The following is a 23,015-nucleotide window of genomic DNA, read 5'->3' on the forward strand; positions in this document are numbered from 1 at the left end:
TCATCCAGATCGATACGACAAATATTTTGTTCGTCTGCGGCGGCGCGTTCGACGGGCTAAACGAGATCATAAACCGCCGCATCGGGCAAAACGTGTTAGGGTTTAACCAAACCAAGCGCAGCAAAAAAGAGAGTTTAAATTTACTAAACATGGTCGAGGCCGACGATCTGGTGCATTACGGCATAATCCCCGAGCTCATCGGGCGATTGCACGTAGTGGCTACGCTAAATGAGATCGACGAAAAGGCGATGGTTAGAATTTTAACCGAGCCGAAAAACGCGATCTTAAAGCAATATCAAAAGCTCTTTGCGATAGACGGCGCAAATTTAAAATTTGACGACGACGCGCTAAGGGAGGTCGCGAGCCTTGCGATTAAGCGCAAAACCGGTGCGCGCGGGCTTCGTAGCATAATCGAGGAGATCATGATCGATATTATGTTTGATCTGCCTGAGCTTAAAGGCTATGATGTCATCATCTCGAAAGAGGTCGTAGATGGCGTTTCTAAGCCGATACTTGTAAAACAAAATTTAACTGCATAAAGGGGATAAATGTTACTTGATTCGATTCTAGGATTATTTTCTAGGGATATGGGTATTGATCTAGGCACGGCAAACACGCTGGTGCTACTAAAAGATAAAGGCATCATCATCAACGAACCGAGCGTCGTCGCGGTGCAAAACGAACGCTACGGCAAGCAAAGAATCATCGCCGTGGGCGCCGAGGCTAAAGAGATGCTCGGACGCACTCCGGGCGACATCGAAGCGGTGCGCCCGATGAAAGACGGCGTTATCGCGGATTTTGATATGACGGAGAAGATGATTAGGTATTTCATCGAAAAGACCCACAAGCGCCGCTTCTTCGTAAGCCCGCGCATTATCATCTCGGTTCCTTACGGGCTAACTCAGGTCGAGCGCAAAGCTGTGCGAGAAAGCGCGATGATAGCGGGCGCACGCGAGGTTTATCTAATCGAAGAGCCGATGGCTGCGGCGATCGGTGCGGGTTTGCCGGTCAATGAAGCGCGCGGCTCGTTGGTCGTAGATATCGGCGGCGGTACCACCGAAATCGGCGTTATCTCTTTAGGCGGTATCATCAGTGCCAAATCCGTCCGAGTCGCGGGCGATAAGATCGACGCAAGCATCGTTAACTACGTCAAAGAAAAATATAGCCTGCTTATTTCGGAGCGTGCGGCCGAGGAGATTAAGATCAAGATCGGCACGGCGGTGCAGCAGCAAAAAGATCTTACATACACGGTCAAAGGAAAAGACCAGATCAGCGGGCTTTTAAGCTCAGTCGATCTTACGAGCGAGGACGTTAGAGAGGCGATCAAAGATTCGATCAGAGAGATTGCGGACGCGCTGAAATTTGTCCTTGAGAGCATACAGCCCGAAGTTGCCGCCGATATCGTCGAAAACGGCGTCGTGCTAACGGGTGGCGGTGCGCTCATTCGCGGATTAGATAAATATCTAAGCGACACCGTAAAGCTTCCGGTTTTCGTCGCGGATGAGCCGCTGCTTTGCGTCGCAAACGGCACGGGAAAAGCCCTAGAAGAGATCAAATCGCTAAAACAAGCGGCAAATGACTAATTTCAAACTCCTCCTCGTCGCGGTTTTGCTGGTAGCCGTTTCGCTAACGTTCGGCTCGTATATCCACGGCAAATTTATCGGATTTGCAGGAGGAATTTTAGAGGTTTATTACGGCGTGAGCGATCGGGTAAAAAGCGCTGTGAACGAGCATTTTAATCAAGCAGAGACGATCAAAGCTCTACGAGAAGAAAATGCCGAGCTAAAAAAATCGGCGATGCTGCTTAGTACGTTCGCGGGCGAGCTGAATAAAATTTTGATCGACAAAAACAGCTCCGTCTACGAGCCCAAAGTCCAGCTCGTAAAGGCGCTGAGCTACGCGAATCTAAACGACTACAACAAATTCTTCGTAAATTTTGAAAATTTTAACCCAAACAAAATTTACGGTCTCATCAGCGAGGGCAAGACCGCAGGAATTTTAGTAAATAAAGACGGGCGCCCGCTTGCGATCTTGCAGCGCGACGAAAAGAGCAACTTCTCCGTTTTCATAGGAGATGCTCAAATTCCGGGCGTCGCGGGCGGCGAAAAAAACGAGCTCGTAGTCAGATACATCCCTCAATGGCTCGATCCCAAGGTGGGCGATGAGGTGCTTACCAGCGGCAAGGACGGGATTTTTTTTGCCGGCGTGCCGGTAGGGAAAGTTAAAGAGATTCAAAGCGGGAAGCTATATAAAAGCGCCGTCGTAGAGCCCTACGTGAGCTCCGAGATGCCGGCGTTTTTGTATGTCGTTACAAAGGAAAATTGATGCCCAAAAGAGATGATATTAAGACGATTTTGCTGATCGGCAGCGGTCCGATCGTAATCGGTCAGGCGTGCGAGTTCGATTACAGCGGCACGCAGGCGGCTAAGACGCTAAAGAGCCTCGGATACCGCGTAGTGCTAATAAATTCTAACCCTGCTACCATTATGACCGATCCCGATTTTGCCGACGCTACCTATATCGAGCCGATCACCAAAGAGAGCATTTTGCGTATCATAAAGCGTGAGGGCGTCGATGCGATCCTGCCTACGATGGGCGGACAGGTCGCGCTAAACGTCGCGATGGAGGCTTACGAAAGCGGTGAGCTAGCGGGGGTAAAATTTCTAGGCGCCAAGCCTGAAGCGATAAAAAAGGGCGAGGATAGGGTAAAATTTAAAGAGGCGATGATTAAGATCGGAATGGATCTGCCTAAATCCAAATACGCTTACAATATCGAAGAAGCGATGGCTGCTGCAAATGAGATCGGCTTTCCGCTCATTATCCGCGCTAGCTACACCTTAGGTGGCGCAGGTAGCGGCGTGGCGTACAATATCGATGAGTTTAAAGAGGTCGCGCAAAACGGGCTAGATGTAAGCCCGATAAATGAAATTTTGATCGAAGAGAGCCTGCTTGGATGGAAAGAGTTCGAAATGGAGGTGATCCGCGATCATAAGGACAACTGCATCATCGTCTGCTCGATCGAAAATTTCGACCCGATGGGGGTGCATACGGGCGATAGTATCACGGTTGCGCCCGCTCTTACGCTTACCGATAAAGAATACCAGGCGATGCGCGACGCGAGTTTTAAAATTTTACGCGAGATCGGCGTGGATACGGGCGGCAGTAACGTGCAGTTTGCGGTAAATCCGCAAACGGGGCGGATGATCGTCATCGAGATGAACCCGCGCGTAAGCCGCAGTTCGGCGCTTGCGTCCAAAGCCACGGGCTATCCGATCGCCAAGGTCGCTACGATGCTGGCGGTAGGCTTTAGCCTGGATGAGATCAAAAACGACATCACCGGCACGCCCGCGAGCTTTGAGCCGGTGATCGATTATATCGTGACTAAAATTCCGCGCTTTGCGTTTGAAAAATTCCCAGGCGCAAACCCCTATCTCGGCACCGCAATGAAGAGTATCGGCGAGGTGATGGCGATCGGGCGCAGCTTTAAAGAGAGCATTCAAAAGGCGCTGTGCTCGCTGGAGAAGGGCTACTTCGGCTTCGTGGAGCTAAATTTAAGCGAAAAGGATCTCATCTTCGGGCTTCGCAACGCGCAGCAAGATAGAATTTTATATATCGCCCAGGGCTTTAGAGCGGGCATGAGCGTGGATCAAATTTACGAGCTTAGCAAGATCGACCGCTGGTTTTTGAGCCAGATAGAGCAGATTGTAAAATTTGAAGAACGCATCGATATGGAGATCATCAACGATGCGGCGCTTTTGAGACAGGCCAAGAGCTGGGGCTTTAGCGACAAGATGATCGCAAATTTGATCAACAAAAAAGATAGTCTGGGTCTTACGCAAAACGACATCTATTTTGCCTGCGCCAGACAGGGCATCGGCCTTGAATACAACGAAGTAGATACCTGTGCTGGCGAGTTTGCGGCGCTTACCCCGTATCTGTACTCCAGCACCAACATAACGCCCGCCATCGCAAGCCGTAAAATTTCAAAAGATAATAAAAAAGTCCTCATCATCGGTGGCGGTCCGAACCGCATCGGACAGGGCATCGAGTTTGACTACTGCTGCGTGCACGCCAGCTACGCTCTGCGCGATATGGGAATCACCACGATAATGTATAACTGCAACCCCGAAACCGTCAGCACCGACTACGACACGAGCGATATTTTATACTTCGAGCCGATCGATTTCGAGCACGTTAGAGCGGTCATCGAGGCTGAGAGCCCTGACGGCGTGATTGTGCATTTCGGAGGCCAAACTCCGCTAAAGCTCGCCAAGCGCTTAAGTACCGTGGGAGCCAAGATCATCGGCACGAGCGCGCGCACGATAGACGTAGCGGAGGACCGCAAGAAATTTAGCGAGTTCATCGCAAGTATCGGCGTTAAGCAGCCTAAAAACGATACCGCCGTAAGCGAAGCCGAAGCGATCGAAAAGGCCGCTGCGATCGGCTACCCCGTGCTCGTGCGCCCTAGCTACGTGCTCGGCGGTCGCGCAATGCGGCGCGTGCATAGCGAAGCCGAGCTTAGGCTGTATATGAGCGAAGCCGTGAGCGTGAGCGATCACTCGCCGGTGCTGATAGATAAATTTTTACTTGACGCGACAGAGCTTGACGTCGATGCGATCTGCGATGGGCGCGACGTATATATCGGCGCAATAATGGAGCATATCGAAGAAGCGGGTATCCACAGCGGCGATAGCGCGAGCATTTTGCCGCCGCTTAGTCTAAGCGCGGAGATGATCGATCTGGTAAGTCGCCAAACCAAAGAGATCGCGCTAAATCTCGGCGTCGTGGGGCTTATGAATATTCAATTCGCGATTTTTGAAAACGAGCTCTACATTATCGAGGTAAATCCGCGCGCGAGCCGCACCGTGCCGTTCGTGAGCAAGGCGACCGGAATTCCGATGGCAAAGGTTGCTACCCGCGTAATGTGGCAAGGGGACCTGCGCGAGGCTTTGAAATTTTACGACGAGTTCGGCGTGCTGGTCGAAGAGAAGGGAATTTTAAAGCCGCGTATTAAAAACCATATCTGCGTTAAAGAGAGCGTCTTTCCTTTCAACAAGCTTGCGGGCGCGGATTTGATTTTGGGGCCTGAGATGAAAAGCACCGGCGAGGTGATGGGTATCGGCGAGAGCTTTGCCAAGAGCTTTGCTAAATCTCAAATCGGCGCGAGCAATGCGCTTCCAAGCGGCGGCAAGGTATTTTTGTCACTAGCTGATCACGACAAGCTGCGAGCCGTGGAGCTTGCGCGCGCGTTTACGGATGCGGGCTTTAGTATCGCGGCTACGAGCGGCACTCACAAGCTGCTGGGAGAAAACGGCGTAGAGTGCGAGTTTGTCTATAAAATTAGCGAGGGTCGCCCAAATATCGAGGACAAGCTCAAAAACGGCGAAATTTCGCTCGTCATCAACACTAGCGATAGCAAATCAAGCTCCACCGATGCCGCGAAGATCCGCCAGAGCGTACTGCGCTTTAGACTACCGTATTTTACGACGATGAAGGCGGCGATCGCCGCTACGCGCTCGATCTGCTCGATAAAGGACGAATCCGCGCTTGAAGTTAAAACGCTACAGGAGTATCTAAGCGGCAAGTAGCGCGAGCAGGCTTCTGCCGGCACCGTGCCGCGATAAAATTTTAGGAAGCGAAATTCTACTGTGAAAATTAGAGCATGGAATTTCTAAATTTTATCGGCAGCATCCATTCTATATACATAAAATTTTTTAAGAGATACTATTAAATGAGTGAAGATAGGCAACGCAAGGATTTGCAAGCTAAGGTTTGAGCTACTGCAAATCGCGTATGAGGCTCGGTAGATGGGGCTTTAATAAATGCGCAAAAAAGTATAATCTGTTCTAAGCAGATTTATATAAATTTTAAAATCTAGCTCTTCGCCGTCGATTCCATCATTTTAGACGGTTGTTAACTTTGCGACCGTATCGACTCCAAAGCAAAATTTGCTCGCGCCGAAGTCTGCAGCGCTTATGCCGCTGCTTCTAGGATCGCTTTTAAGCTTGGCAAAATCGCTGATTACTATCACGCAAATCCTTTAAATTTATCAAATTTAACGCACGGCAGGGCGAACTGCGCGCTTGCCCTTGCGTTATCGGCGTTAAATTCTATAAAATTTAATGCACGGCGGCGGATTTTAAAATTTACCGCCTTTTTTGCACTTTAACTTTTGGAGCGGTTTTTGCGCCTTGCGATTTTGCCTGCGGGCGCTCGATGATGCGGATATTGGCGTTTGAGCGGAGTCTGTCGTTAAACTCGGCGACCGCTTTTTTGCGCTCGGAGGTCACGTAGCCCTCGATCGCTCTGTCTTGCACGCTATCGAAATCAAGCGTACGAAGTCCCTTTTTGTCGTTTACGTAAAACATCTCGTAGCCGTTTCGCGTAGGAATGATCGGCGAGAATTTGCCCTGCTCGACGTTCGTGACGATGTATTTGAGCCCCTCGTCCATTTGATTGGCCTTGAGGGTTCCTTTCATCACATACACGTCGCTTGGGCGGAGCTTTGGATTTGCGCGGATCTTATCTAGCGGAGCCTGAGATTTCGCGATATAGCGGGTGAGCGTGATGCTATCGAAAGTCGTGAATAATGAACTATTTTGGCTATAGAATTTTTTGACATTTTCGGGGGTCGTGCGGTGCTGTACGTCTGCGAATATCGAGCCATAGAGCTTTTCTTCAAGCAGTGTGCGGCGGACATTTGCTTTAAAGTCATCGTAGTTTATACCTTGCTTTTGCACAGCGGTTTTGAGCTGGTCTAAGCTAAGCTTATTTTGATCGGCGATCGCTTTGAGCCTCGCGTCGATCTCCGCGTCATTTACCGCGATACCGCGACGTTTAATCTCGGATTGTTGCAGCTTTTGCCCGATTAAAATTTCCATCGCGGCTTGCGGCGAAGCGCCCGTTAGTTTTTGAACTTTGGCTAGTTCGTAGCCGGTGATCGGCTCATTATCTACCACGGCGATGACACCGTTTACTACTTCGGCATTTGCACAAACAGCACAGATCATTGCGGAAAAAAGCAGTTTCTTTATCATTTTTAACCTTTATTTAGTCTTTTTGCTTTATAATTACAAGGTCGCGATTATAACATTAAATGGTAATTTTTGCAAAGGAATTTTTATGATAGTAACTCGTTTTGCGCCGAGTCCTACGGGATATTTACATATCGGCGGACTTAGAACGGCGCTTTTTAGTTATCTTTATGCTAGGGCAAACGGCGGCAAATTCCTGCTGCGTATCGAGGATACTGATCTGAAGCGCAATTCGCAGGAGGCCGCGCAGGCGATCGAGGAAGCCTTTAAGTGGTGCAATCTGGACTATGATGGGCAGATCGTGTATCAAAGCTCGCGCTTTGATCTTTACAAACAATACGTCCAAAAGCTGCTAGATGAGGGCAAGGCATACAAATGCTATATGAGTAAGGACGAGCTGGATGAGCTGCGCGCGCAGCAGGAAGCTCGCAAAGAGCGCCCGCGCTACGATAATCGCTATCGCGACTTTACCGGCACGCCGCCTGCGGGTATCGAGCCTGTGATCCGCATCAAATCCCCGCTTAGCGGTACGATAGAATTCAAAGACGGCATCAAAGGCGATATTAAATTTAACGTAGAGGACATTTTGGACGATTTCATCATCGCCAGAAGCGACGGTACGCCTACGTACAACTTCACGGTCGTGATCGACGACGCGCTGATGGGCGTCACGGACGTGATCCGCGGCGACGATCATCTAAGCAACACCCCGAAGCAGATCGTGCTGTATAATGCGCTAGGCTTTAAAATCCCGAAATTTTACCACGTCGCGATGATCAACGGCGCCGACGGCAGTAAGCTAAGTAAACGCCACGGCGCTACCGACGTGATGGAGTATAAGCGCATGGGCTATCTGCCGCAGGCTCTGCTAAATTTTTTAGTGCGCCTGGGCTGGAGCCACGGGGATGATGAAATTTTTAGCATGGAGGAGATGAAGCGATACTTTGACCCTAACCATATCAGCAAGAGCGCTAGCACCTTCAACCAAACCAAGCTTGAGTGGCTAAACGCGCATTATATTAAAAACTCTGACGACGATGAGCTTGCCGCGCACCTTGTAGAATTCGGCGTCGATATCCGCTCGCACGCGAAAAAACATCTCATCGCCCAGCAGTACAAACAGCGCGCAAAGACGTTAGTGGAGATGGCCGAGGGCATTAAAATTCTTCTAAATCGCCCGAGCTGCTATGACGAGAAGGCGTATAAGAAATTTGTAACCGAAAGTTCGCTAAGCTTACTCGCAAAATTTTCGGATACTCTAAGCGCAAATTTAAATGCAAAGGAGTGCGAGGAAAGGACGATGGGATTTTTGGACGCAAACGGCGCCAAGCTAAAGGATCTTGCCCAGCCGCTGCGCGTTGCGATCACGGGGGGAAGCGTAAGTCCGTCGATTTTTGAAATTTGTGAAATTTTAGGAAGCGACGAAGTTAAAACGAGAATTTCAAATTTAATCAAAAAAGGATTATAAAATGGCTAAAGTAAACGTTGAAGCGGCTTTGAAGTACCACATAGGCGGTAAAATCGGAACGAATGTAAAAACCCCGTGCGCTACGGCGGAGGATTTGGCGCTTGCATATACGCCGGGCGTCGCGGAGCCTTGCAAGGTGATCGAAGGTGATCACGAGGCTGCGTTTAAATACACGAATAAGGCTAATCTCGTAGCCGTTATCACTAACGGCACAGCGGTTTTGGGGCTTGGTGATATCGGCGCAATCGCCGGAAAGCCCGTAATGGAAGGCAAGGCGGTTTTGTTCAAAAAATTCGGCGGCGTCGATGCGTTTGACATCGAGATCGACGAAAAAGATCCTAAAAAGATAATTGAAATTTGCAAAGCGCTTGCGCCTACGTTCGGCGGTATAAATTTAGAGGATATCAAAGCTCCCGAGTGCTTCGAGATCGAGCGCGAGCTGCAAAAAGCCGTCGATATCCCCGTCATGCACGACGATCAACATGGCACCGCTATGATTACGGGCGCAGGGCTAATCAATGCAGCCCTTATCAGCGGCAAAAAAATCGAGGATATGAAGATCGTCGTAAGCGGCTCGGGCGCTGCGGGCATCGCTTGTGCGAAGATGTATCGTAATTTAGGCGCTAAACATATCATAATGCTTGACTCCAAAGGGGTGATCCACAAGGGTCGCACCGATCTTACCGAGCAAAAGAAAGAATTTGCCCTAGATACCGCAGATCGCACGCTAGAGGATGCGATGAAGGGCGCGGATATGTTTTTGGGTCTTAGCAAGCCGGGCGTTTTAACCAAAGAGATGGTAAAGACTATGGCGCCGCATCCAATCATTTTTGCGCTTGCAAATCCGGTACCGGAAATTTATCCAAGCGAGGTCGAGGAAGTAAGAAACGACGCGATCGTAGGCACCGGCAGAAGCGACTTTGCAAATCAGATCAATAACGTTTTGGGCTTTCCGTATATCTTCCGCGGCGCGCTTGACGTAAGAGCCAAAAAGATCACCGAAAATATGAAGATTGCGGCCGCTCGCGCGATGGCGGATCTTGCTCGCGAAGAAGTTCCTGCAGAAATCCGCAAGATGCTGGGCAAAGATAGCTTGAAATTCGGCAAAGACTACGTTATCCCAAATCCTTTCGATCCGCGCGTATTTGCCGTGATCTCGACGGCGGTTGCAAAAGCTGCGGTAGATGACGGTGTCGCTCGCGTCAAAGAGTTCGACGCTGCGGCTTATAAAAAAAGCCTAGAAGCCAAAAAGCTATGATTCCTTGCTCCTGCGCGAGGCGAGATTAAATTTAAGAGGCGTAAATGAAAGATTTGGCTTTACTTACCGATTTTTATCAGCTTAGTATGATGCAGGGCTATTTTTTTACAAAGCCCGATCAGACGGCGGTTTTTGACGTTTTTTACCGCAAAAACCCAAGCGGCGGCGGTTACGCGATATTTTGCGGCCTAAGCGAGGTCGTGGATTATATCGAAAATCTCAGATTTAGCGACGACGACATCGCATATCTAAAAAGTCTAAATTTCTTTAAGCCGGAATTTTTGGAATTTCTAAGAGGCTTTAAATTTAGCGGCGAAATTTACGCGATGGACGAGGGGCAGATCGTATTTCCGCACGAGCCGCTGATCCGCGTCAAGGCAAACATTATGGAGGCGCAGCTCATCGAGACCGCGATCTTAAATACTATAAATTTTCAAACTCTAATCGCCACGAAAAGCTCGCGCATCAATTTTAGCGCTAAGGGTGATTCGGTGATGGAGTTTGGCTTGCGCCGCGCTCAGGGGCGAAGTGCGGGCATCTACGGCGCAAAAGCTGCGATTATAGGGGGCTGCAGTGCCACGTCAAACGTGCTCGCCGCAAAGAAATTTGACGTCCCTGCGATCGGCACTCACTCGCACTCGTGGATTCAGAGCTTTGATAGCGAGCTGGAGGCGTTTCGCGCTTACGCTAAAATTTATCCAAACAGTACGCTTCTGCTCGTCGATACCTACGATACTCTCGCAAGCGGCGTGCCGAATGCGATCAAGGTTTTTGAAGAGCTGCGCGCAAGCGGTCATAAGCCGCTTGGAATTCGCATCGATTCGGGCGATCTGGAGTATCTAACCAAGCAGGCGCGCAAGATGCTCGATGCTGCGGGCTTTAATGACGCAAAGATCACTGCGTCGAATGATCTAGACGAATACGCGATCGATCAGCTCAAGCTTTTCGACGCTAAAATCGATAGCTGGGGGATCGGTACGAGGCTTATTACCGGCGGAGACAGTTCGAGCCTAGGCGGCGTGTATAAGCTAAGCGGTATCGAAAAAGATGGCGAGATCGTGGCTAAGATCAAAATTTCAAACGATCCGCGCAAGATCAATAACCCGGGCTACAAACAGGTCTTTAGGCTCTTCGACGAGGATAACGGCATGGCGCTTGCCGATCTGATCACGCTTGAGGGCGAGAGTATAGACGAGAGTGCGCCACTTGAAATTTTCCACCCGCTTTACACCTACAAACGCAAAATTTTAACGAATTTCAGCGCGCATAAGCTCTTGCGTCCCGTTTTTAAGGAGGGCAAATTCGTAGGCGCCCGCCGCACGGTAAGTGAGATCGCGCGTTTTAGTAAGGAGCAGAAGAGTAAATTTTGGCTTGAGCACCTTCGCAACGTCCATCCGCAGAGCTACAAAGTGGATCTCTCTCAAAAGCTTTGGGATATCCGAAAATCACTCATTAACGAGTGCAACCTCAATTTAAAGGAAAAATATGTTTAAAGTTCTATCGTGCGCCGCTTTGGCGTTAGTTTTACTAGGATGTGGCTCAAACCAACTCCGCCAATCCCCGGACAGCGCTATGAATAAGCAAGCACAGAGCGAAAAAACCATAACCAAAGAGAACGCAAAGATCTTCTATTTCGTCGATGAGCAGGGCAAAAAACTATCGCTTAGTTCAAACGACGATTTCAATACCGCCGTGTTAAAGGACGATAGCGGCAAAAGCTACAACCTCAAGCGTGAGCGAGCCGCAGACGGCATCTATATGGAAAACAAAGACGGAGTGAGTATCCACTTCAAAAAAGGTGAGGGCATAGTGGAGTTTATCAAATACAAATCCATCCCGATCACCGAGGTCAAATAAACTTTAAAATTTTTGGTTAAATTCCGATTTAGCGCCGGAATTTAACCCTCTTTTCCTGCGCTAAATTCGGAGAAAGTCATGTTATTAGGCAAAATCGATTATCTAAATTTGCTCCCTTTTCACGTATTTCTGAAAGCCCTTCCGCTGTCGTCTTATGTTAAAAAATCGATAGAATTTAAAAAAGGGGTGCCGAGCAAACTCTGCGCCGATCTTTATAGCCGCAGGATAGATGCTGCGGTGATCTCGAGCATCGAAAGCCGCCGCGCAAAATACCGCAGGCTGCCTCTAGGAATCGTCGCAAAGCGTGAGGTGCTAAGCGTGCTCGTGCGCAAAAACTCGGCGCCCAGGCTCGATCCCGCGTCGATGAGTTCAAATATGCTAGCCCGTGTGCTGGATCTTAGCGGCGAGGTGCTGATCGGCGATAACGCTTTAAAGGCGCTGCTTTCGCAGGGCAGGGATAAATTTTACGATCTGGGCGAAATTTGGCAGCAGCGCACGGGCTTGCCCTTTGTTTTTGGGCGGCTGTGCTGCGTGAAAAACGATAAGGCTTACTCGCGCCTGGCGACGAAATTTTTACGATCGCGCATTAAAATTCCAAGATATATCCTGCAAAGCTACGCCTTTTCGCGTGACATAAAAGAGCGTGAAATTTTAAATTATCTGAAATTTATAGGCTATGAGATCGGCGTTCGCGAGGAGCTGGCGCTGAAAAAATTTATCGCTAAAGCCAAAAAATTAAAATTTAATCCGGTTCAAAAGGAGGAACTATGAAATCTTACATCGACGGCTTGCTGCTAAATTTAAAGCGCGCCAATCCCGGTCAGGAGGTCTTTATCCAGGCATCGACCGAGATTTTATACTCGCTCATACCGCTTCTAAAGCGCGATGAACGATACGTGAAAAATAAAATTTTAGAGCGTATTTTGGCGCCCGAGCGCACGATGATGTTTCGCGTCGTCTATATGAGCGACGGCGGCGAGCCCTGCGTGCATACGGGATATCGCATAGAATTCAACTCTGCTCTGGGCCCTTACAAAGGCGGTTTGCGCTTTCATCCGAGTGTAAATTTGGGCGTTTTAAAATTTTTAGGGTTTGAGCAAATTTTTAAAAATTCCCTCACGGGTCTTAATATCGGCGGCGCAAAAGGCGGCGCAAATTTCGATCCCAAGGGCAAGAGCGACGGCGAGATTATGAGATTTTGCCAAGCTTTTATGTTGGAACTTCACCGCCTAATCAGCTCTAATACCGACGTTCCCGCGGGCGACATCGGCGTGGGCGGTCGCGAGATCGGCTATATGTACGGCGCGTATAAAAAGCTCACCCGCAGATTCGACGGCGCGCTTACGGGCAAGGGGCTAAGCTGGGGCGGTAGTCTTGCGCGCACCGAGGCTACGGGCTACGGCTCGGTATATTTTGCAAACGAGATGCTAGCTACCAGGGGCGATTCGCTGCACGGCAAAATTTGCACGATCTCGGGCGCCGGCAACGTCGCGATCTACACTGCCGAAAAGCTCTATCAAATGCAGGCTAAGCCCGTCACCGTAAGTGATTCTACGGGCTTTATCTATGACGCCGAGGGAATCGATGTAATGCTTCTTAAAAAGCTAAAAGAGCAGCTGCGCGTGGGGCTTTGCGAATATATCAAGGAGCGTCCTAACGCAAAATTTATCCCAGTTAGTGCTTATCCTGAGGGGCGTAACGGCGTGTGGAGCGTGCCGTGCGACGCCGCGTTTCCGAGCGCTACGCAAAATGAGCTTAATCTGCAAGACGTAAAGACTCTCTATGCCAATGGATGTCGCATGGTTTGCGAGGGCGCGAATATGCCAAGCACGCTTGAGGCGATCGATTTTATGCTCGCGCAAAAAGACTTTCTTTTCGGCCCTGCGAAGGCAGCGAATGCGGGCGGCGTGGCTACGAGCGGGCTTGAGATGGCGCAAAACGCGCAGATGGCGTCGTGGAGCTTCGAGGAGGTCGATAACAAGCTGCGCGAGATCATGCGTCACATATTTCGCACCAGCTACGAGACCTCGAAGGAATTCGGCGCGGAGGGCAATCTCGTGCTGGGCTCGAATATCGCAGGCTTTCGCCGCGTAGCCGATGCGATGCTGGATCAAGGCCTGGTGTAAGCTTAACTCGCTTTATTTTGTCAAAAGCGGCAGCTCGCTTTTAAATTTAAGCTTTTTAAATTTACGGCGAGCTTTTGGCTGCTTTGATAAAATTTTAATCGTTTGCGCCGAGGATATAGCCGCTCATCGCCATAATTTGCTTTGTGCGTCTTGCGTTGGTATCTTGCGTGCTGCGTAAATTTAAATAGCGCCAAGCAGAGCGTTTTAAAATTTTAGCTCGTCGTAGCAATGCTTTTAAAATTTAGTCGCAAGCACGACAAAGACCGACAAATTTTATCTTTAAATTTTGCGGGTAAATTTTGCCCGTTAAATTTAGCTTTGAAATTTTGTGTTTAAAATTTAACCTAAAATTTTATTTTAAATCGTCCACGCAGCGCGTAAATTTAAACCGAGCGCAGGATGAGCGTTTACCGCATTTTGGCATAATGGCGCAAATTTTATCCAAAGGTTGCAATATGAAAAAATTTATGGTTTTACTAGCCGCCGCGTCGCTGTCGCTTGCGCATGCGGACGTAACGGATATCCTAAAGCAGGGCGCGGACGTGCTCGGTGCGACTCAGAGCGGAAACTACAAAGAGCTGCTCGCTTCCGCCACAAACCGCGCCGTAGCCGAGCTCGCCAAGGGCTACATCCACAGCAAGACCGCTAAAATCGAGCTTCCTCCTTCGCTCAAAGCCGCTGCGAAGCTTGCGAGAAAGGTAGGCGGCGATAAATGGGAGCGCGAGCTCGTCGTGAGTATGAACAATGCCGCTACCAAGGCGGTGAGCGGTGCGAGCAAGATATTTTTACAAGATCTGAAATCTATGAGCGATGCCGACGTTAAAAAGCTCATCGGCGGCGGCGACACGGCGCTTAGCGAGTATTTGCAGAGCAAATCTGGCGCGAAGCTGCGGGCAGTTTTTAGACCGATCGTAAGCGACATGATGAGCAAAAACAGCTTCGCGACGGCGTATAACGGGCTAAATTCCTTCGCGCAAAACAAGATCGCGGGTAATGAAGCGGTGCAAAACATCGCGCGCGGGCTGGGTGCGAGCGAGTATCTGCCTAAGCAGGGCGAGGATCTGAACGATTACATCACGCAAAAGACGCTGGACGGGCTGTTTGCGGTAATGAGGGAAAAAGAAAGCGCACTTCGCGGCGGCGCCGTCGGCAAAGGTGCCGGGATTTTAGGCAAGGTGATTAAATAAAACTCGCGGCGAGGCTTTGGCGTAAATTTCGCCGTATAGCTAGCTGCTTCCTGTTGCTTCGCGCTGCCGCCTGCGTAGTCTAAGTTACGCGCAAAGTGCCTGCTTGCGCGAAACGGCTGCTTCCGGCAAATCGGGCGCGCGGCGAAATTTAGAAGTTTGTTTACCGCGCTTGGAGCCTGTTTGCTTAAGACGATAATCTTAGCGCGGAGTTTAATCCGCGAAATTTGAAATTTCGCAATACGCAAACAGTTTGAAATTTTAAAATTTCACGTGGAGTTTTAGAATTTCGTGCGGCAATTGAATGCGCGTATATCTAGCGCCTACATCTGAAATTTTAAAAAACGGCAAAGTATCGGAGTAATAGAGCGGTAACAGATGAGTGTAAGGATAAAGCAAGAAAGCCGTCTTGTAAATTCGCTTCTTTCATATCTCAGTTTATGTTCCGCAAAAACCGGTTTACTCATTAGTTCTATTATTTTCCGATTCCATTTTTCTTAATTCTTTAAGCGCTCTATTATAGACATTGGCTTGCTTGCAAACTCTACCTTCAGCAGCAATATATCTTACTAAATTTATATCATTTGTATCGATTGCTATCAATAATCTACCCATAAGCCTTTCCTCTACAAAAAACGTATAATCGCACTTTGCACACAAATTACTTTCATAAATTATAAACAATAACAAAATTACTACGGCGCAAATTATAAATTTTAATGCTTTAACCATAATTTTCTCCTTGTGTGTATTCTTCCCGTATATATTGATAATGTCGATTGGCGAGGCATTATATCACTTCTTATTTTTAAATTTAAACCTCTTTCGCTTAATTTTTATAAAATTTTCCAGTTGCTTATCGGTAAAATTTAAAATCTCTTTTCGGTTTTGTAAATTTACATAAGTGTGCCTTATATCACAGCACCTATAAAAAATATATTTCCAATTTTTAATTAGCCAGTCTGCTTCTATTGTGTTTTTATCCGTTTCAAATAAAAACGGCAGAACCCATAAGCCTGCCTTGTAGCCGCTAATTACGATCAATTTTATAAAATTTACTCCATCATCGTCTTTTGCTTTTATCACGATAAAGCTTACATTTTTCTCGTATGGATAGCAGGATTTTCTACATTCGATAATATCTCCAACCTCGATCTTTCCGCGAAATTTCAAGAGAGGAATACTAAGCTTTTCTATCAAATTTGTCTTTATGCGTCTATTGCGTCCGAATTTATCCCTAGGTTTTGTCAGTCTGAAACCGGGGATTGTTTCGTCGCAATCCCCTAGTTCATCGCTACTAAGGTAATTATCGGAGCATATAAATACCTCCTGGGGGCTCGCATTGATGCCGAAATTTGCTAAATTACGAATCAATTGCTCCTTATCCACGACAAACCCCGCTTTGCTTGATAACATCTCGCTAGGAAGCTCAAAGTATCTGTTATCTTTTAAATTTAAAAGGCAAGGATTTTCTGTCCAGAAACAGCGCTCATCGCAGACCATAAGCTCATCGTCGTTAAATTTTATAATATCGCCTCTTTGTAAATCATTGTCGAAGGTTGATATTGGTAAGATGGTCATTTAAAGTCCTTTTTGCTTGCTAGATTAAACATGTTCATAATAAATTTTCGTTATTTGTAATCGCTAAATTACGCCTCTATAACCACATCTTTATACTTTTCATAAAGCCTCGGCTTTAAAATTTTATCACGATACTCTTTGCCCGCATTAGTCATACATATCCAATGGCTATATCTGCTCCATGTGTTAGGGTCTTTCCAAGTTATCTCTGCTTGGGGAGTTATTTTGTCCTCCTCTAAAAATTTATATCCAAAAAAGAAATTATCTCTAAAATAGATCCACTTCTCATAAAGCGACATCCCTAGATCGATCTTGGATAAATTCGTATCGAAGTCAGCCCATTTCTTTCTTAAATTTTCGCCCTCTATGCCGAAGTCTATCATACCCCCTAAAAACAGCTGCCCCATTACTCCGAAATACTCTCCCGCATATGTCGGATAGGCTGAAATTTCAGGGTTATCTTCGTCCGCTAGCTTATAGTCGCTTTGTATAATACCATATAGTTCAAACCATTCGTACCAATCAAAGATTTCATATTCAATGTAATCTAAAATATCTTTTTTTCTGGTACCGGGAATTTGAGCTAATATGCGAATAAACGAATCCATCCAGCAATCAAATCCTAAAGCCTTATAAAGTTCTTCATCTTTGTTAAAAATCCAGCCGTATAGTTCATTCGGTTTCAAAATTTTAAATTTCATAGTATCTCCTTTTTAAATTTAATCGGTTGCCGATAGAATTTACCTCATCGATCCGTTTGGTTGATCTCATAAACTCGTTAATATAAAAATTATTTGATTCCGAGAGCTTGGGCATACTTTTTATTATTTCATCTAAATCGACGCTCTTTATTTCGGCGCAATTTTTTACATCGCCGCAGATACCGATAAAAATAAGATCGTCTCTGTTTTTGCCTATAAATTTACCCTTTGCGTAATAGCCGCCTTCAAATCTTTCATAGGCTATATAATATAATATTTGCTTTAAAATTTCACTTTGATCCAGCTTAAAATAGGTGCAGAATTCCACGCCCTCTATATCTTGCGATATGTCGGTGGCGCCTACGGAGCTTTTTTCATATTTTTTAAGATCTATTTTTACGATATTGTTTTCATCTCCTTCGCCTATTGCTCCAAGCACGCGAAAATCCATATCTATCTCGCCGTAAATATCAAAAAACAGATAGCTGCCCTTAAAGCTTTTATAGGCGAATTCCTTTACGGCGTCCTTAACAATTTCAATATTTGCAAGCGCAACTTCGGTCTTTTTTGCAAGATTCGTTTTTTATCTCGACTTCGATCATCTAAGCTCCTTTATTTGTCTTGCTAAATTTTAATCCGTTAGCCATTTTACCACATGCTCCAATAATTCCTCTAAATTCTCGGCTCCGCAACTTCCTTTGAGTTCGTTTTCCGTGGCATTGATGAAAAACCAATCCTCGTCATCTCTATCGATATTTATTTTGATCGGCTTTTTCCCGCTCTCGCCATCGATTTTAATCAACCAACCGGGATTATCGACCGTTTCTAGCGTAAGGCCATATTCATGCTCCCATTCTCCGTCGCATTTGGAAGCGTACCAGTTTTGTATGAGTTTTAGATTACTCATTGTTTCCTCCTTTAATTTTATAAATTTTAAAATTCTCGATTTGTTAGGCTTTGATATTGCGTTTGAAGCAGGGCTTCTTTGCTATTTAAATTTAATCGCTTATTAAAAATTTCTTTTCCAAGCCATCTTTATTTACGGTGATTATCTTCGAGTTCGGAATATTTAAAAATTTTATAGCTTTTTCATCCAGTTCGGACAATGGCTCCTCAAGATTAAATTTAGTTTTATAGTAATATAGCGAAAGATCTCTTTTGTTGCCCTGCTCCATAAGCTGCATTATGCACCTATCGTTTGAATCACCGGTTATATGGCGGTTTATCATCATAAACGGCTCGCAGCTTTTATGAAAGGGGAAGCGGCCGAAGTTAAAAAGATTGCCGACGAGCTCAAATACAAGGACAAAAAACAGAAATAAAATGAATAGTTTGACCATTCTGCCTTTCACAGCGGCGCTCCTAAATTTTGAAATCAAAATTTCGTTTGTATTTTTAAAACACCTAGATAGTTTGCACTAAGGCTTTGGGTGCGCCCAAGCATTAGCCGAAGCGATCGGGCGCAAAATTACGACGCTATCTCGCTTTTTGCCGCGCCGGTTGCGGCGGGCTCGCTCTCCTCCATTACGATGAGCTGCTTGCTGCGCTTGATCTTGGCATCGTCGCGAAACGCCGCGCGCACCTTGTCCATACCGGTGTAAAATTCCTTCATCAAAACAAGGCACAGATATGCGCCGAATTCCGTCGTACGGATGATCTCACCCTCGATCCGCACGGCTCCTGCAAGCCTTAGCAGACTAAGCTCTCTACCTAGTTCGCGGCGCAAATTTAGATCGTTTGCGGAGTTAAATTTAGCGATGTCGATCTCACCGTTAAAAAGCTCGGTCAAAAAGAGGTATTTCGCGCGCTCGGATCTGCTAAAATCGCAGGTGGCGATGACGGTGCTTTCGTTTTTCTGCACTCTGCTTGCGTACTCTTCGAGATTGAACGCATTTACGAGCAACCTGCCGCCTAAGAAACTAAACGCGCCGCTTCCGATGCCTACGTATTCGTGGTTTGTGCCCACGTATTCGTCGCTCATATTTGATTTTTCGCGAGCGAAGGCCCATGCGTTGCTGCGGTGCCAGCTCGCAAATTCCTTGCAGATGATGGAGTAAAACTCCTCTTCGCGGTCTACATTGCTAACGCCTAGGCTCCGCGCTATTTGATCGCGCATCAAAGGCGATTTCATCAGCGGATACAGCGTGATCTGCTCGGGCTTCACCGCCTTTGCCGCTTCGATGTCGCGAAGTAAAATTTCGCGAGTTTGAAACGGAAAATTAAAGATCAGATCCAGGCTTAAAATCGGCAAAATTCCGACTGCTCGGGATAGCTTTTCTTGTAAAATTTCGCCCGAGCCGAATTTATCGTAACGCGAAGCTTTGCGCAAAATATCGTCGTCAAAACTCTGAACCCCCACACTTAGGCGGTCTATTAGCCCGCGAAATCGCAGCAAGCTCTCAGGCTCGATGTGGTTGGGATCGCTCTCGCACGAAACTTCTTTAATGCTAAAAAGCGACTTGGCAAGCTCCAGCGTGCGCGCTAGCTCATCTTCGTCGATGAGCGTCGTGCCACCGCCTACATAAAGCGTCTCAAAGTCGTAGCCTGCGTCTTTCGTGCGCTGCATCTCGGTGCGTAGCGCGCTGAAATACGCCTTGCACACGCCGCGCTCGTAGGCGTATTTGTGAAAGGAGCAGTACGGGCAAAACGTGTGGCAAAAGGGCACGTGCATGTAGAGCATATATTTTTTATCGGGGTTTGGAATTTTAGCGATATTTTCCTGTGTGATGTCGATTCTAAGAGAGTTATAAAGAGATTTTTGCATAGTTTCAGCGGCATATTTTTTAGCGAAGCTATGCACCATTTGACTGATAAAATTCATAAAACTTTAGCCTTTTTTTAAACTCAAAAATTAATTTTTGAAGTTTATCGAAAACTAACTTATAAATTTATCAATAATTCAATAAAAAGCGCAGCGCCGCCATATAACTTAGCGTAGGAAACGCTATCGTAACGAGCGAATTGCGAAATTTAGCATGCACGACAAACGCCATAATCAGGCAAAATAGCAGCGCCGCCGTTTGCAGTACGTCCGCGTTAAAAGCCCGCTCGCCCGAAAAGCTAGGCAGCATAGTTTTAAGTGCATAGATCGTCAAAACGACCATTATCAAAAGTCCGGAGTTTTTCTGCAGATACGCCAGATTTGGACTCGCGGTCTTTTTCTTAAAAAGCAGCAGCGGCAAAAATCGCGTCAAAATCGTAGCGAGCGAGGCTAGAAAGATATAGGGCAAAATTTCCACTACCTACCCCTTTTTAGGAATTTTTGCAGCCTGCGTCCCGCGCGCGAAGATCGCTCGAAGTATTTACGAAAGAGCAGCAGTACCGCAGTGCCGAAAATCAGAGTGCCGAATAAAAAGTATTTTGCAGGAAAGATAAAAAGCCCCGCAAACGCGCAGGCAAAGCCCAGAAATAGCACTTTGTATTGCGGATTTGCTTTGAAAACCTCATAGGTTAGCATCGCAAAAAGCGCCGTCAGGCTAAACTCGACCCCGCTAAAATCAAGCTTTAAGCTTGCCCCCAAAACAGCCCCCGTAACGACGCCCGCAACCCAGTAGGATTGATTTAAAATCGCGGTTAGATTATAGAGCAGATCAAGCTCTTTTAGTCTTAGCGGCGTTACGTGTCGCTTGCCGCTAAGCTCCTCGGGGCGCAAAAACGCACGCGCTTTTAGCAGCGCAAAGGTTTCGTCCGTAAGGGCATATACGGCGTAAATTTTATGACGCACGAAGCGCAGCTCGTCCAGCAGCGACATCGTGTAGAAAAAATGGCGAAAATTTAGCAAAAACGCCACGACGAAGGTATCTACGAGCGAGGCGTGGGTTACGATGAATGCGATCAACACGAACTCCACGCTGCCTGCGTATATAAGCAGCGAGGTCAGCGCCAGAGCCCAGACGGGCAGGTCTTGGCTGATGCCGTAGATACCAAACGCCAGCCCCAGCGGCACGTAGCCCATCATCACGGCAAGGGTGGATCTGAAAATTTCAAATTTACTCATAGCTTTCCTAAATTTAAAAGGGCGATTGTAGCTAAAATTTTATTAAATTTTACAGGGCGCGCAGGCGGGATCTGCGCTGCTGCGAGCTGGTTTTGCGCGGTTATGCGTCGCAAGAGGAGCTGTAAAATTTACTCGGTTCGCCGCCGTAAATTTTAAAATTTAGCCTGCGTAGAATTTTGCGAAATTTTAAAATTTCGGGGAGCGGATCTTTAAATTTAGCCTAAAATACGTGGCGCAAAAGCACGAATGCAAACGCCGAAAGCAATGCCGAGACGGGCAGGGTGATGATCCACGCTAGCCCGATCGGCTTCATCAGCGACCAGTTCGTGCTGTGATTTACCAAGCCGATACCCAAAATCGCGCCGATTAGCACGTGGGTCGAGGAGATCGGAAGCCCCAGCACCGATGCCGCCATGACGACGACGGCGCTTGCGAGCTCGGCGCTAAAGCCCGAGGCGGGGTGGATTTTCGTAAGATTGGTGCCTACGGTGGCGATCACCTCTTTGCCGATGAACCAAAGCCCAGCTATTAGGGCTACTGCGAACATTATCATAATCTGCTGCGGCACGGGAGTGGAGGGATTGATACTATTCGTAGCCATCGTATCGATGATGGCGGCAAACGGACCCACGGCGTTTGCGATGTCGTTGCTGCCGTGCGAAAAGGCAAAGCCGCTAGCAGTGAGTACCTGTAGCCAGCTAAACATCAAAAACGCGGATTTGTTTAAATTTGAGCGGCGCAGGGTTTTAGCGAAAATAAACATCAAAAGCCAGGTAATCAGCGTCGACATACCGATGATGAGGTAGTTGTAAAAATTCGTAAGCCCGAAATTTAGATTATGCAGCCCCTTAAATATCAGCATCGCCGAGATTACGAAAGCTCCGATACCGGCTACGGCTGGAATTCCGTACTCTAGGGCTTTGTGGGATTTTAGCTTCTCTTTTTTCGCGTCAAGCTCGATCACCTTTTTATAATACTCGCTATCCAGCTCGCTTGGATCAAAATCGGGATCGCGCATCGCGTAAATATCGTGATTTAGCGCCTCTGCATAGGCGATCTTTTGAATGTCGTCCAGGGTCTCGAAGGTCTTTTTATGCAGCTTGCGGAGGGATTTTTTTTCGCGCTTTATGCGGTCGATCTTTATTTGAGCGTAGCGGTTGTAATCCAAAATGTAATGTTTGATGAGCCAGAAAATTCCAAAGGAGATCACGCCGCCCAAAATCGGCGAGAGTACCCAAGAGATAGCTATTTTACCGATCTTATCCCACTGCACGAGCCAGAATGCGGAAGTCTCTGCGGTATTAAGCAGGGCGCCTAGCGTAAGTCCCGAGCCCACGATACCGCCGATGATAGCGTGCGTAGTAGATACGGGCAAACCCTTTCTGCTGGCAAAAAGCAGCCACGCGCCTGCCGCAAAAAGCGCGCTCATCATTACGTAGATAAAGTCTCTCGGATGCACGTCCATTTTGCTAAGATCGATTATGCCACTGCGAATCGTTGAGGTTACTTCGCCGCCTGCGATTACAGCGCCGCTTGCTTCAAATACCGCCGCTATACAAAGGGCTTGCGCGATGCTAAGAGTGCCGCTTCCGACGCTGGTGCCGAAGGAATTTGCCACGTCGTTTCCGCCGATATTAAAGGCCATAAAGATGCCCAAAAATACCGAAACTAAAAATAGCATTTTATCGCCGCTTCCTATAAAACCGAATCCCCAGATAAGAAAATAGATTGTTACGCCGCAGAATATGCCGTAGAAAATGAGACTTATCTTGCTAGATTTCATAGCTCTCCCTTAAAATCCGCGAAATT

At 47.4% G+C, this 23,015-nt stretch carries 22 protein-coding genes and 1 pseudogene; 11 read left to right on the forward strand and 12 right to left on the reverse strand.

Annotated elements, in window-relative coordinates; all coding sequences use genetic code 11:
* From Q0174_RS09670 to carB, 4 genes and pseudogenes are all read left to right on the forward strand, one after another.
* Positions 1–539, forward strand: a pseudogene (locus Q0174_RS09670) (AAA family ATPase); the annotation flags it as partial.
* Positions 540–548: 9 nt separating this feature from the next.
* The gene (locus tag Q0174_RS09675; RefSeq protein ID WP_005869818.1) at positions 549–1,583 is read left to right on the forward strand and encodes a rod shape-determining protein; all 1,035 of its coding nucleotides are present in this window, start codon (positions 549–551) and stop codon (positions 1,581–1,583) included.
* Positions 1,576–2,325, forward strand: a complete 750-nt coding sequence (mreC, locus tag Q0174_RS09680) for a rod shape-determining protein MreC (protein ID WP_298043612.1) — start codon at positions 1,576–1,578, stop codon at positions 2,323–2,325. Before Q0174_RS09675 ends, mreC begins: the two co-directional genes overlap by 8 nt.
* Positions 2,325–5,588: a carbamoyl-phosphate synthase large subunit gene (carB, locus tag Q0174_RS09685; protein WP_298043613.1), complete on the forward strand. Its 3,264-nt coding sequence runs from the start codon at positions 2,325–2,327 to the stop codon at positions 5,586–5,588. The genes mreC and carB overlap by 1 nt, the downstream gene beginning before the upstream one ends.
* 314 nt (positions 5,589–5,902) lie before the next feature.
* Here carB and Q0174_RS09690 read toward each other — a convergent pair whose 3' ends face one another.
* Both Q0174_RS09690 and Q0174_RS09695 read right to left on the reverse strand, forming a co-directional pair.
* Entirely contained in the window at positions 5,903–6,031 is a 129-nt protein-coding gene (locus Q0174_RS09690) for a hypothetical protein (protein WP_298043614.1), read from the reverse strand.
* 115 nt (positions 6,032–6,146) lie between these two features.
* Positions 6,147–7,037, reverse strand: coding sequence for a peptidylprolyl isomerase (locus Q0174_RS09695; RefSeq protein WP_298043616.1), 891 nt, complete (start codon positions 7,035–7,037; stop codon positions 6,147–6,149).
* Between the two features lie 85 nt (positions 7,038–7,122).
* On the opposite strand from Q0174_RS09695, the gene gltX reads away from it, so the two are divergent.
* The 7 genes from gltX (at position 7,123) to Q0174_RS09730 (ending at position 14,930) form a co-directional block, all read left to right on the forward strand.
* Complete coding sequence (gene gltX, locus Q0174_RS09700; protein WP_298043617.1) at positions 7,123–8,502, forward strand: glutamate--tRNA ligase; 1,380 nt, start codon at positions 7,123–7,125, stop codon at positions 8,500–8,502.
* 1 nt (position 8,503) lies between these two features.
* Positions 8,504–9,760, forward strand: a complete 1,257-nt coding sequence (locus Q0174_RS09705; protein WP_298043618.1) for a malic enzyme-like NAD(P)-binding protein — start codon at positions 8,504–8,506, stop codon at positions 9,758–9,760.
* 44 nt (positions 9,761–9,804) lie between these two features.
* A complete protein-coding gene (locus tag Q0174_RS09710) occupies positions 9,805–11,253 on the forward strand; it encodes a nicotinate phosphoribosyltransferase (protein ID WP_298043620.1) in 1,449 nt (482 codons plus the stop codon).
* Complete coding sequence (locus Q0174_RS09715) at positions 11,246–11,617, forward strand: hypothetical protein (protein WP_298043621.1); 372 nt, start codon at positions 11,246–11,248, stop codon at positions 11,615–11,617. The genes Q0174_RS09710 and Q0174_RS09715 overlap by 8 nt, the downstream gene beginning before the upstream one ends.
* A 78-nt stretch (positions 11,618–11,695) precedes the next feature.
* Positions 11,696–12,388, forward strand: coding sequence for an MqnA/MqnD/SBP family protein (locus Q0174_RS09720; RefSeq protein ID WP_298043622.1), 693 nt, complete (start codon positions 11,696–11,698; stop codon positions 12,386–12,388).
* Positions 12,385–13,743 (forward strand): NADP-specific glutamate dehydrogenase, encoded by a 1,359-nt coding sequence (gene gdhA, locus Q0174_RS09725; RefSeq protein ID WP_298043623.1) that lies wholly within the window; start codon positions 12,385–12,387, stop codon positions 13,741–13,743. Before Q0174_RS09720 ends, gdhA begins: the two co-directional genes overlap by 4 nt.
* A 455-nt stretch (positions 13,744–14,198) precedes the next feature.
* Positions 14,199–14,930, forward strand: coding sequence for a DUF4197 domain-containing protein (locus tag Q0174_RS09730; RefSeq protein WP_298043625.1), 732 nt, complete (start codon positions 14,199–14,201; stop codon positions 14,928–14,930).
* Positions 14,931–15,386: 456 nt separating this feature from the next.
* Here the strand turns inward: Q0174_RS09730 and Q0174_RS09735 are convergent, their stop codons facing one another.
* The 10 genes from Q0174_RS09735 to Q0174_RS09780 all read right to left on the reverse strand — a co-directional run bounded on the left by Q0174_RS09735 (position 15,387) and on the right by Q0174_RS09780 (position 22,989).
* Entirely contained in the window at positions 15,387–15,659 is a 273-nt protein-coding gene (locus Q0174_RS09735; RefSeq protein WP_298043627.1) for a hypothetical protein, read from the reverse strand.
* A 63-nt stretch (positions 15,660–15,722) separates the two neighbouring features.
* A complete protein-coding gene (imm45, locus tag Q0174_RS09740) occupies positions 15,723–16,508 on the reverse strand; it encodes an Imm45 family immunity protein (RefSeq protein WP_298043629.1) in 786 nt (261 codons plus the stop codon).
* Between the two features lie 68 nt (positions 16,509–16,576).
* Positions 16,577–17,209, reverse strand: coding sequence for a hypothetical protein (locus tag Q0174_RS09745; RefSeq protein ID WP_298043631.1), 633 nt, complete (start codon positions 17,207–17,209; stop codon positions 16,577–16,579).
* The gene (locus Q0174_RS09750) at positions 17,199–17,660 is read right to left on the reverse strand and encodes a hypothetical protein (RefSeq protein WP_298043633.1); all 462 of its coding nucleotides are present in this window, start codon (positions 17,658–17,660) and stop codon (positions 17,199–17,201) included. Before Q0174_RS09750 ends, Q0174_RS09745 begins: the two co-directional genes overlap by 11 nt.
* A gap of 180 nt (positions 17,661–17,840) precedes the next feature.
* Positions 17,841–18,116, reverse strand: coding sequence for an Imm53 family immunity protein (locus Q0174_RS09755; protein WP_297893630.1), 276 nt, complete (start codon positions 18,114–18,116; stop codon positions 17,841–17,843).
* A 91-nt stretch (positions 18,117–18,207) separates the two neighbouring features.
* Positions 18,208–18,549, reverse strand: a complete 342-nt coding sequence (locus tag Q0174_RS09760; RefSeq protein ID WP_298043634.1) for a hypothetical protein — start codon at positions 18,547–18,549, stop codon at positions 18,208–18,210.
* A gap of 128 nt (positions 18,550–18,677) precedes the next feature.
* On the reverse strand, positions 18,678–20,030 hold the full coding sequence (locus Q0174_RS09765) for a coproporphyrinogen III oxidase family protein (protein ID WP_298043635.1): 1,353 nt from the start codon (positions 20,028–20,030) through the stop codon (positions 18,678–18,680).
* Positions 20,031–20,100: 70 nt separating this feature from the next.
* Positions 20,101–20,448 (reverse strand): AzlD domain-containing protein, encoded by a 348-nt coding sequence (locus Q0174_RS09770; RefSeq protein WP_298043637.1) that lies wholly within the window; start codon positions 20,446–20,448, stop codon positions 20,101–20,103.
* The gene (locus Q0174_RS09775; protein WP_298043639.1) at positions 20,448–21,206 is read right to left on the reverse strand and encodes an AzlC family ABC transporter permease; all 759 of its coding nucleotides are present in this window, start codon (positions 21,204–21,206) and stop codon (positions 20,448–20,450) included. The genes Q0174_RS09770 and Q0174_RS09775 overlap by 1 nt, the downstream gene beginning before the upstream one ends.
* A 220-nt stretch (positions 21,207–21,426) precedes the next feature.
* A complete protein-coding gene (locus tag Q0174_RS09780; RefSeq protein WP_298043641.1) occupies positions 21,427–22,989 on the reverse strand; it encodes an inorganic phosphate transporter in 1,563 nt (520 codons plus the stop codon).
* Positions 22,990–23,015 lie beyond the last annotated feature (26 nt).

Source organism: uncultured Campylobacter sp. (assembly GCF_937996225.1).
In the GTDB taxonomy this organism is placed as follows: Bacteria; Campylobacterota; Campylobacteria; order Campylobacterales; family Campylobacteraceae; genus Campylobacter_B.

Coding starts and splice junctions, on each gene's coding strand:
- Q0174_RS09675 (WP_005869818.1), top strand. CDS start 549: ATGTTACTTGATTCGATTCTAGGATTATTTTCTAGGGATATGGGTATT.
- mreC (WP_298043612.1), top strand. CDS start 1,576: ATGACTAATTTCAAACTCCTCCTCGTCGCGGTTTTGCTGGTAGCCGTT.
- carB (WP_298043613.1), top strand. CDS start 2,325: ATGCCCAAAAGAGATGATATTAAGACGATTTTGCTGATCGGCAGCGGT.
- Q0174_RS09695 (WP_298043616.1), bottom strand. CDS start 7,037: ATGATAAAGAAACTGCTTTTTTCCGCAATGATCTGTGCTGTTTGTGCA.
- gltX (WP_298043617.1), top strand. CDS start 7,123: ATGATAGTAACTCGTTTTGCGCCGAGTCCTACGGGATATTTACATATC.
- Q0174_RS09705 (WP_298043618.1), top strand. CDS start 8,504: ATGGCTAAAGTAAACGTTGAAGCGGCTTTGAAGTACCACATAGGCGGT.
- Q0174_RS09710 (WP_298043620.1), top strand. CDS start 9,805: ATGAAAGATTTGGCTTTACTTACCGATTTTTATCAGCTTAGTATGATG.
- Q0174_RS09715 (WP_298043621.1), top strand. CDS start 11,246: ATGTTTAAAGTTCTATCGTGCGCCGCTTTGGCGTTAGTTTTACTAGGA.
- Q0174_RS09720 (WP_298043622.1), top strand. CDS start 11,696: ATGTTATTAGGCAAAATCGATTATCTAAATTTGCTCCCTTTTCACGTA.
- gdhA (WP_298043623.1), top strand. CDS start 12,385: ATGAAATCTTACATCGACGGCTTGCTGCTAAATTTAAAGCGCGCCAAT.
- Q0174_RS09730 (WP_298043625.1), top strand. CDS start 14,199: ATGAAAAAATTTATGGTTTTACTAGCCGCCGCGTCGCTGTCGCTTGCG.
- Q0174_RS09735 (WP_298043627.1), bottom strand. CDS start 15,659: ATGGTTAAAGCATTAAAATTTATAATTTGCGCCGTAGTAATTTTGTTA.
- imm45 (WP_298043629.1), bottom strand. CDS start 16,508: ATGACCATCTTACCAATATCAACCTTCGACAATGATTTACAAAGAGGC.
- Q0174_RS09745 (WP_298043631.1), bottom strand. CDS start 17,209: ATGAAATTTAAAATTTTGAAACCGAATGAACTATACGGCTGGATTTTT.
- Q0174_RS09750 (WP_298043633.1), bottom strand. CDS start 17,660: ATGGATTTTCGCGTGCTTGGAGCAATAGGCGAAGGAGATGAAAACAAT.
- Q0174_RS09755 (WP_297893630.1), bottom strand. CDS start 18,116: ATGAGTAATCTAAAACTCATACAAAACTGGTACGCTTCCAAATGCGAC.
- Q0174_RS09760 (WP_298043634.1), bottom strand. CDS start 18,549: ATGGTCAAACTATTCATTTTATTTCTGTTTTTTGTCCTTGTATTTGAG.
- Q0174_RS09765 (WP_298043635.1), bottom strand. CDS start 20,030: ATGAATTTTATCAGTCAAATGGTGCATAGCTTCGCTAAAAAATATGCC.
- Q0174_RS09775 (WP_298043639.1), bottom strand. CDS start 21,206: ATGAGTAAATTTGAAATTTTCAGATCCACCCTTGCCGTGATGATGGGC.
- Q0174_RS09780 (WP_298043641.1), bottom strand. CDS start 22,989: ATGAAATCTAGCAAGATAAGTCTCATTTTCTACGGCATATTCTGCGGC.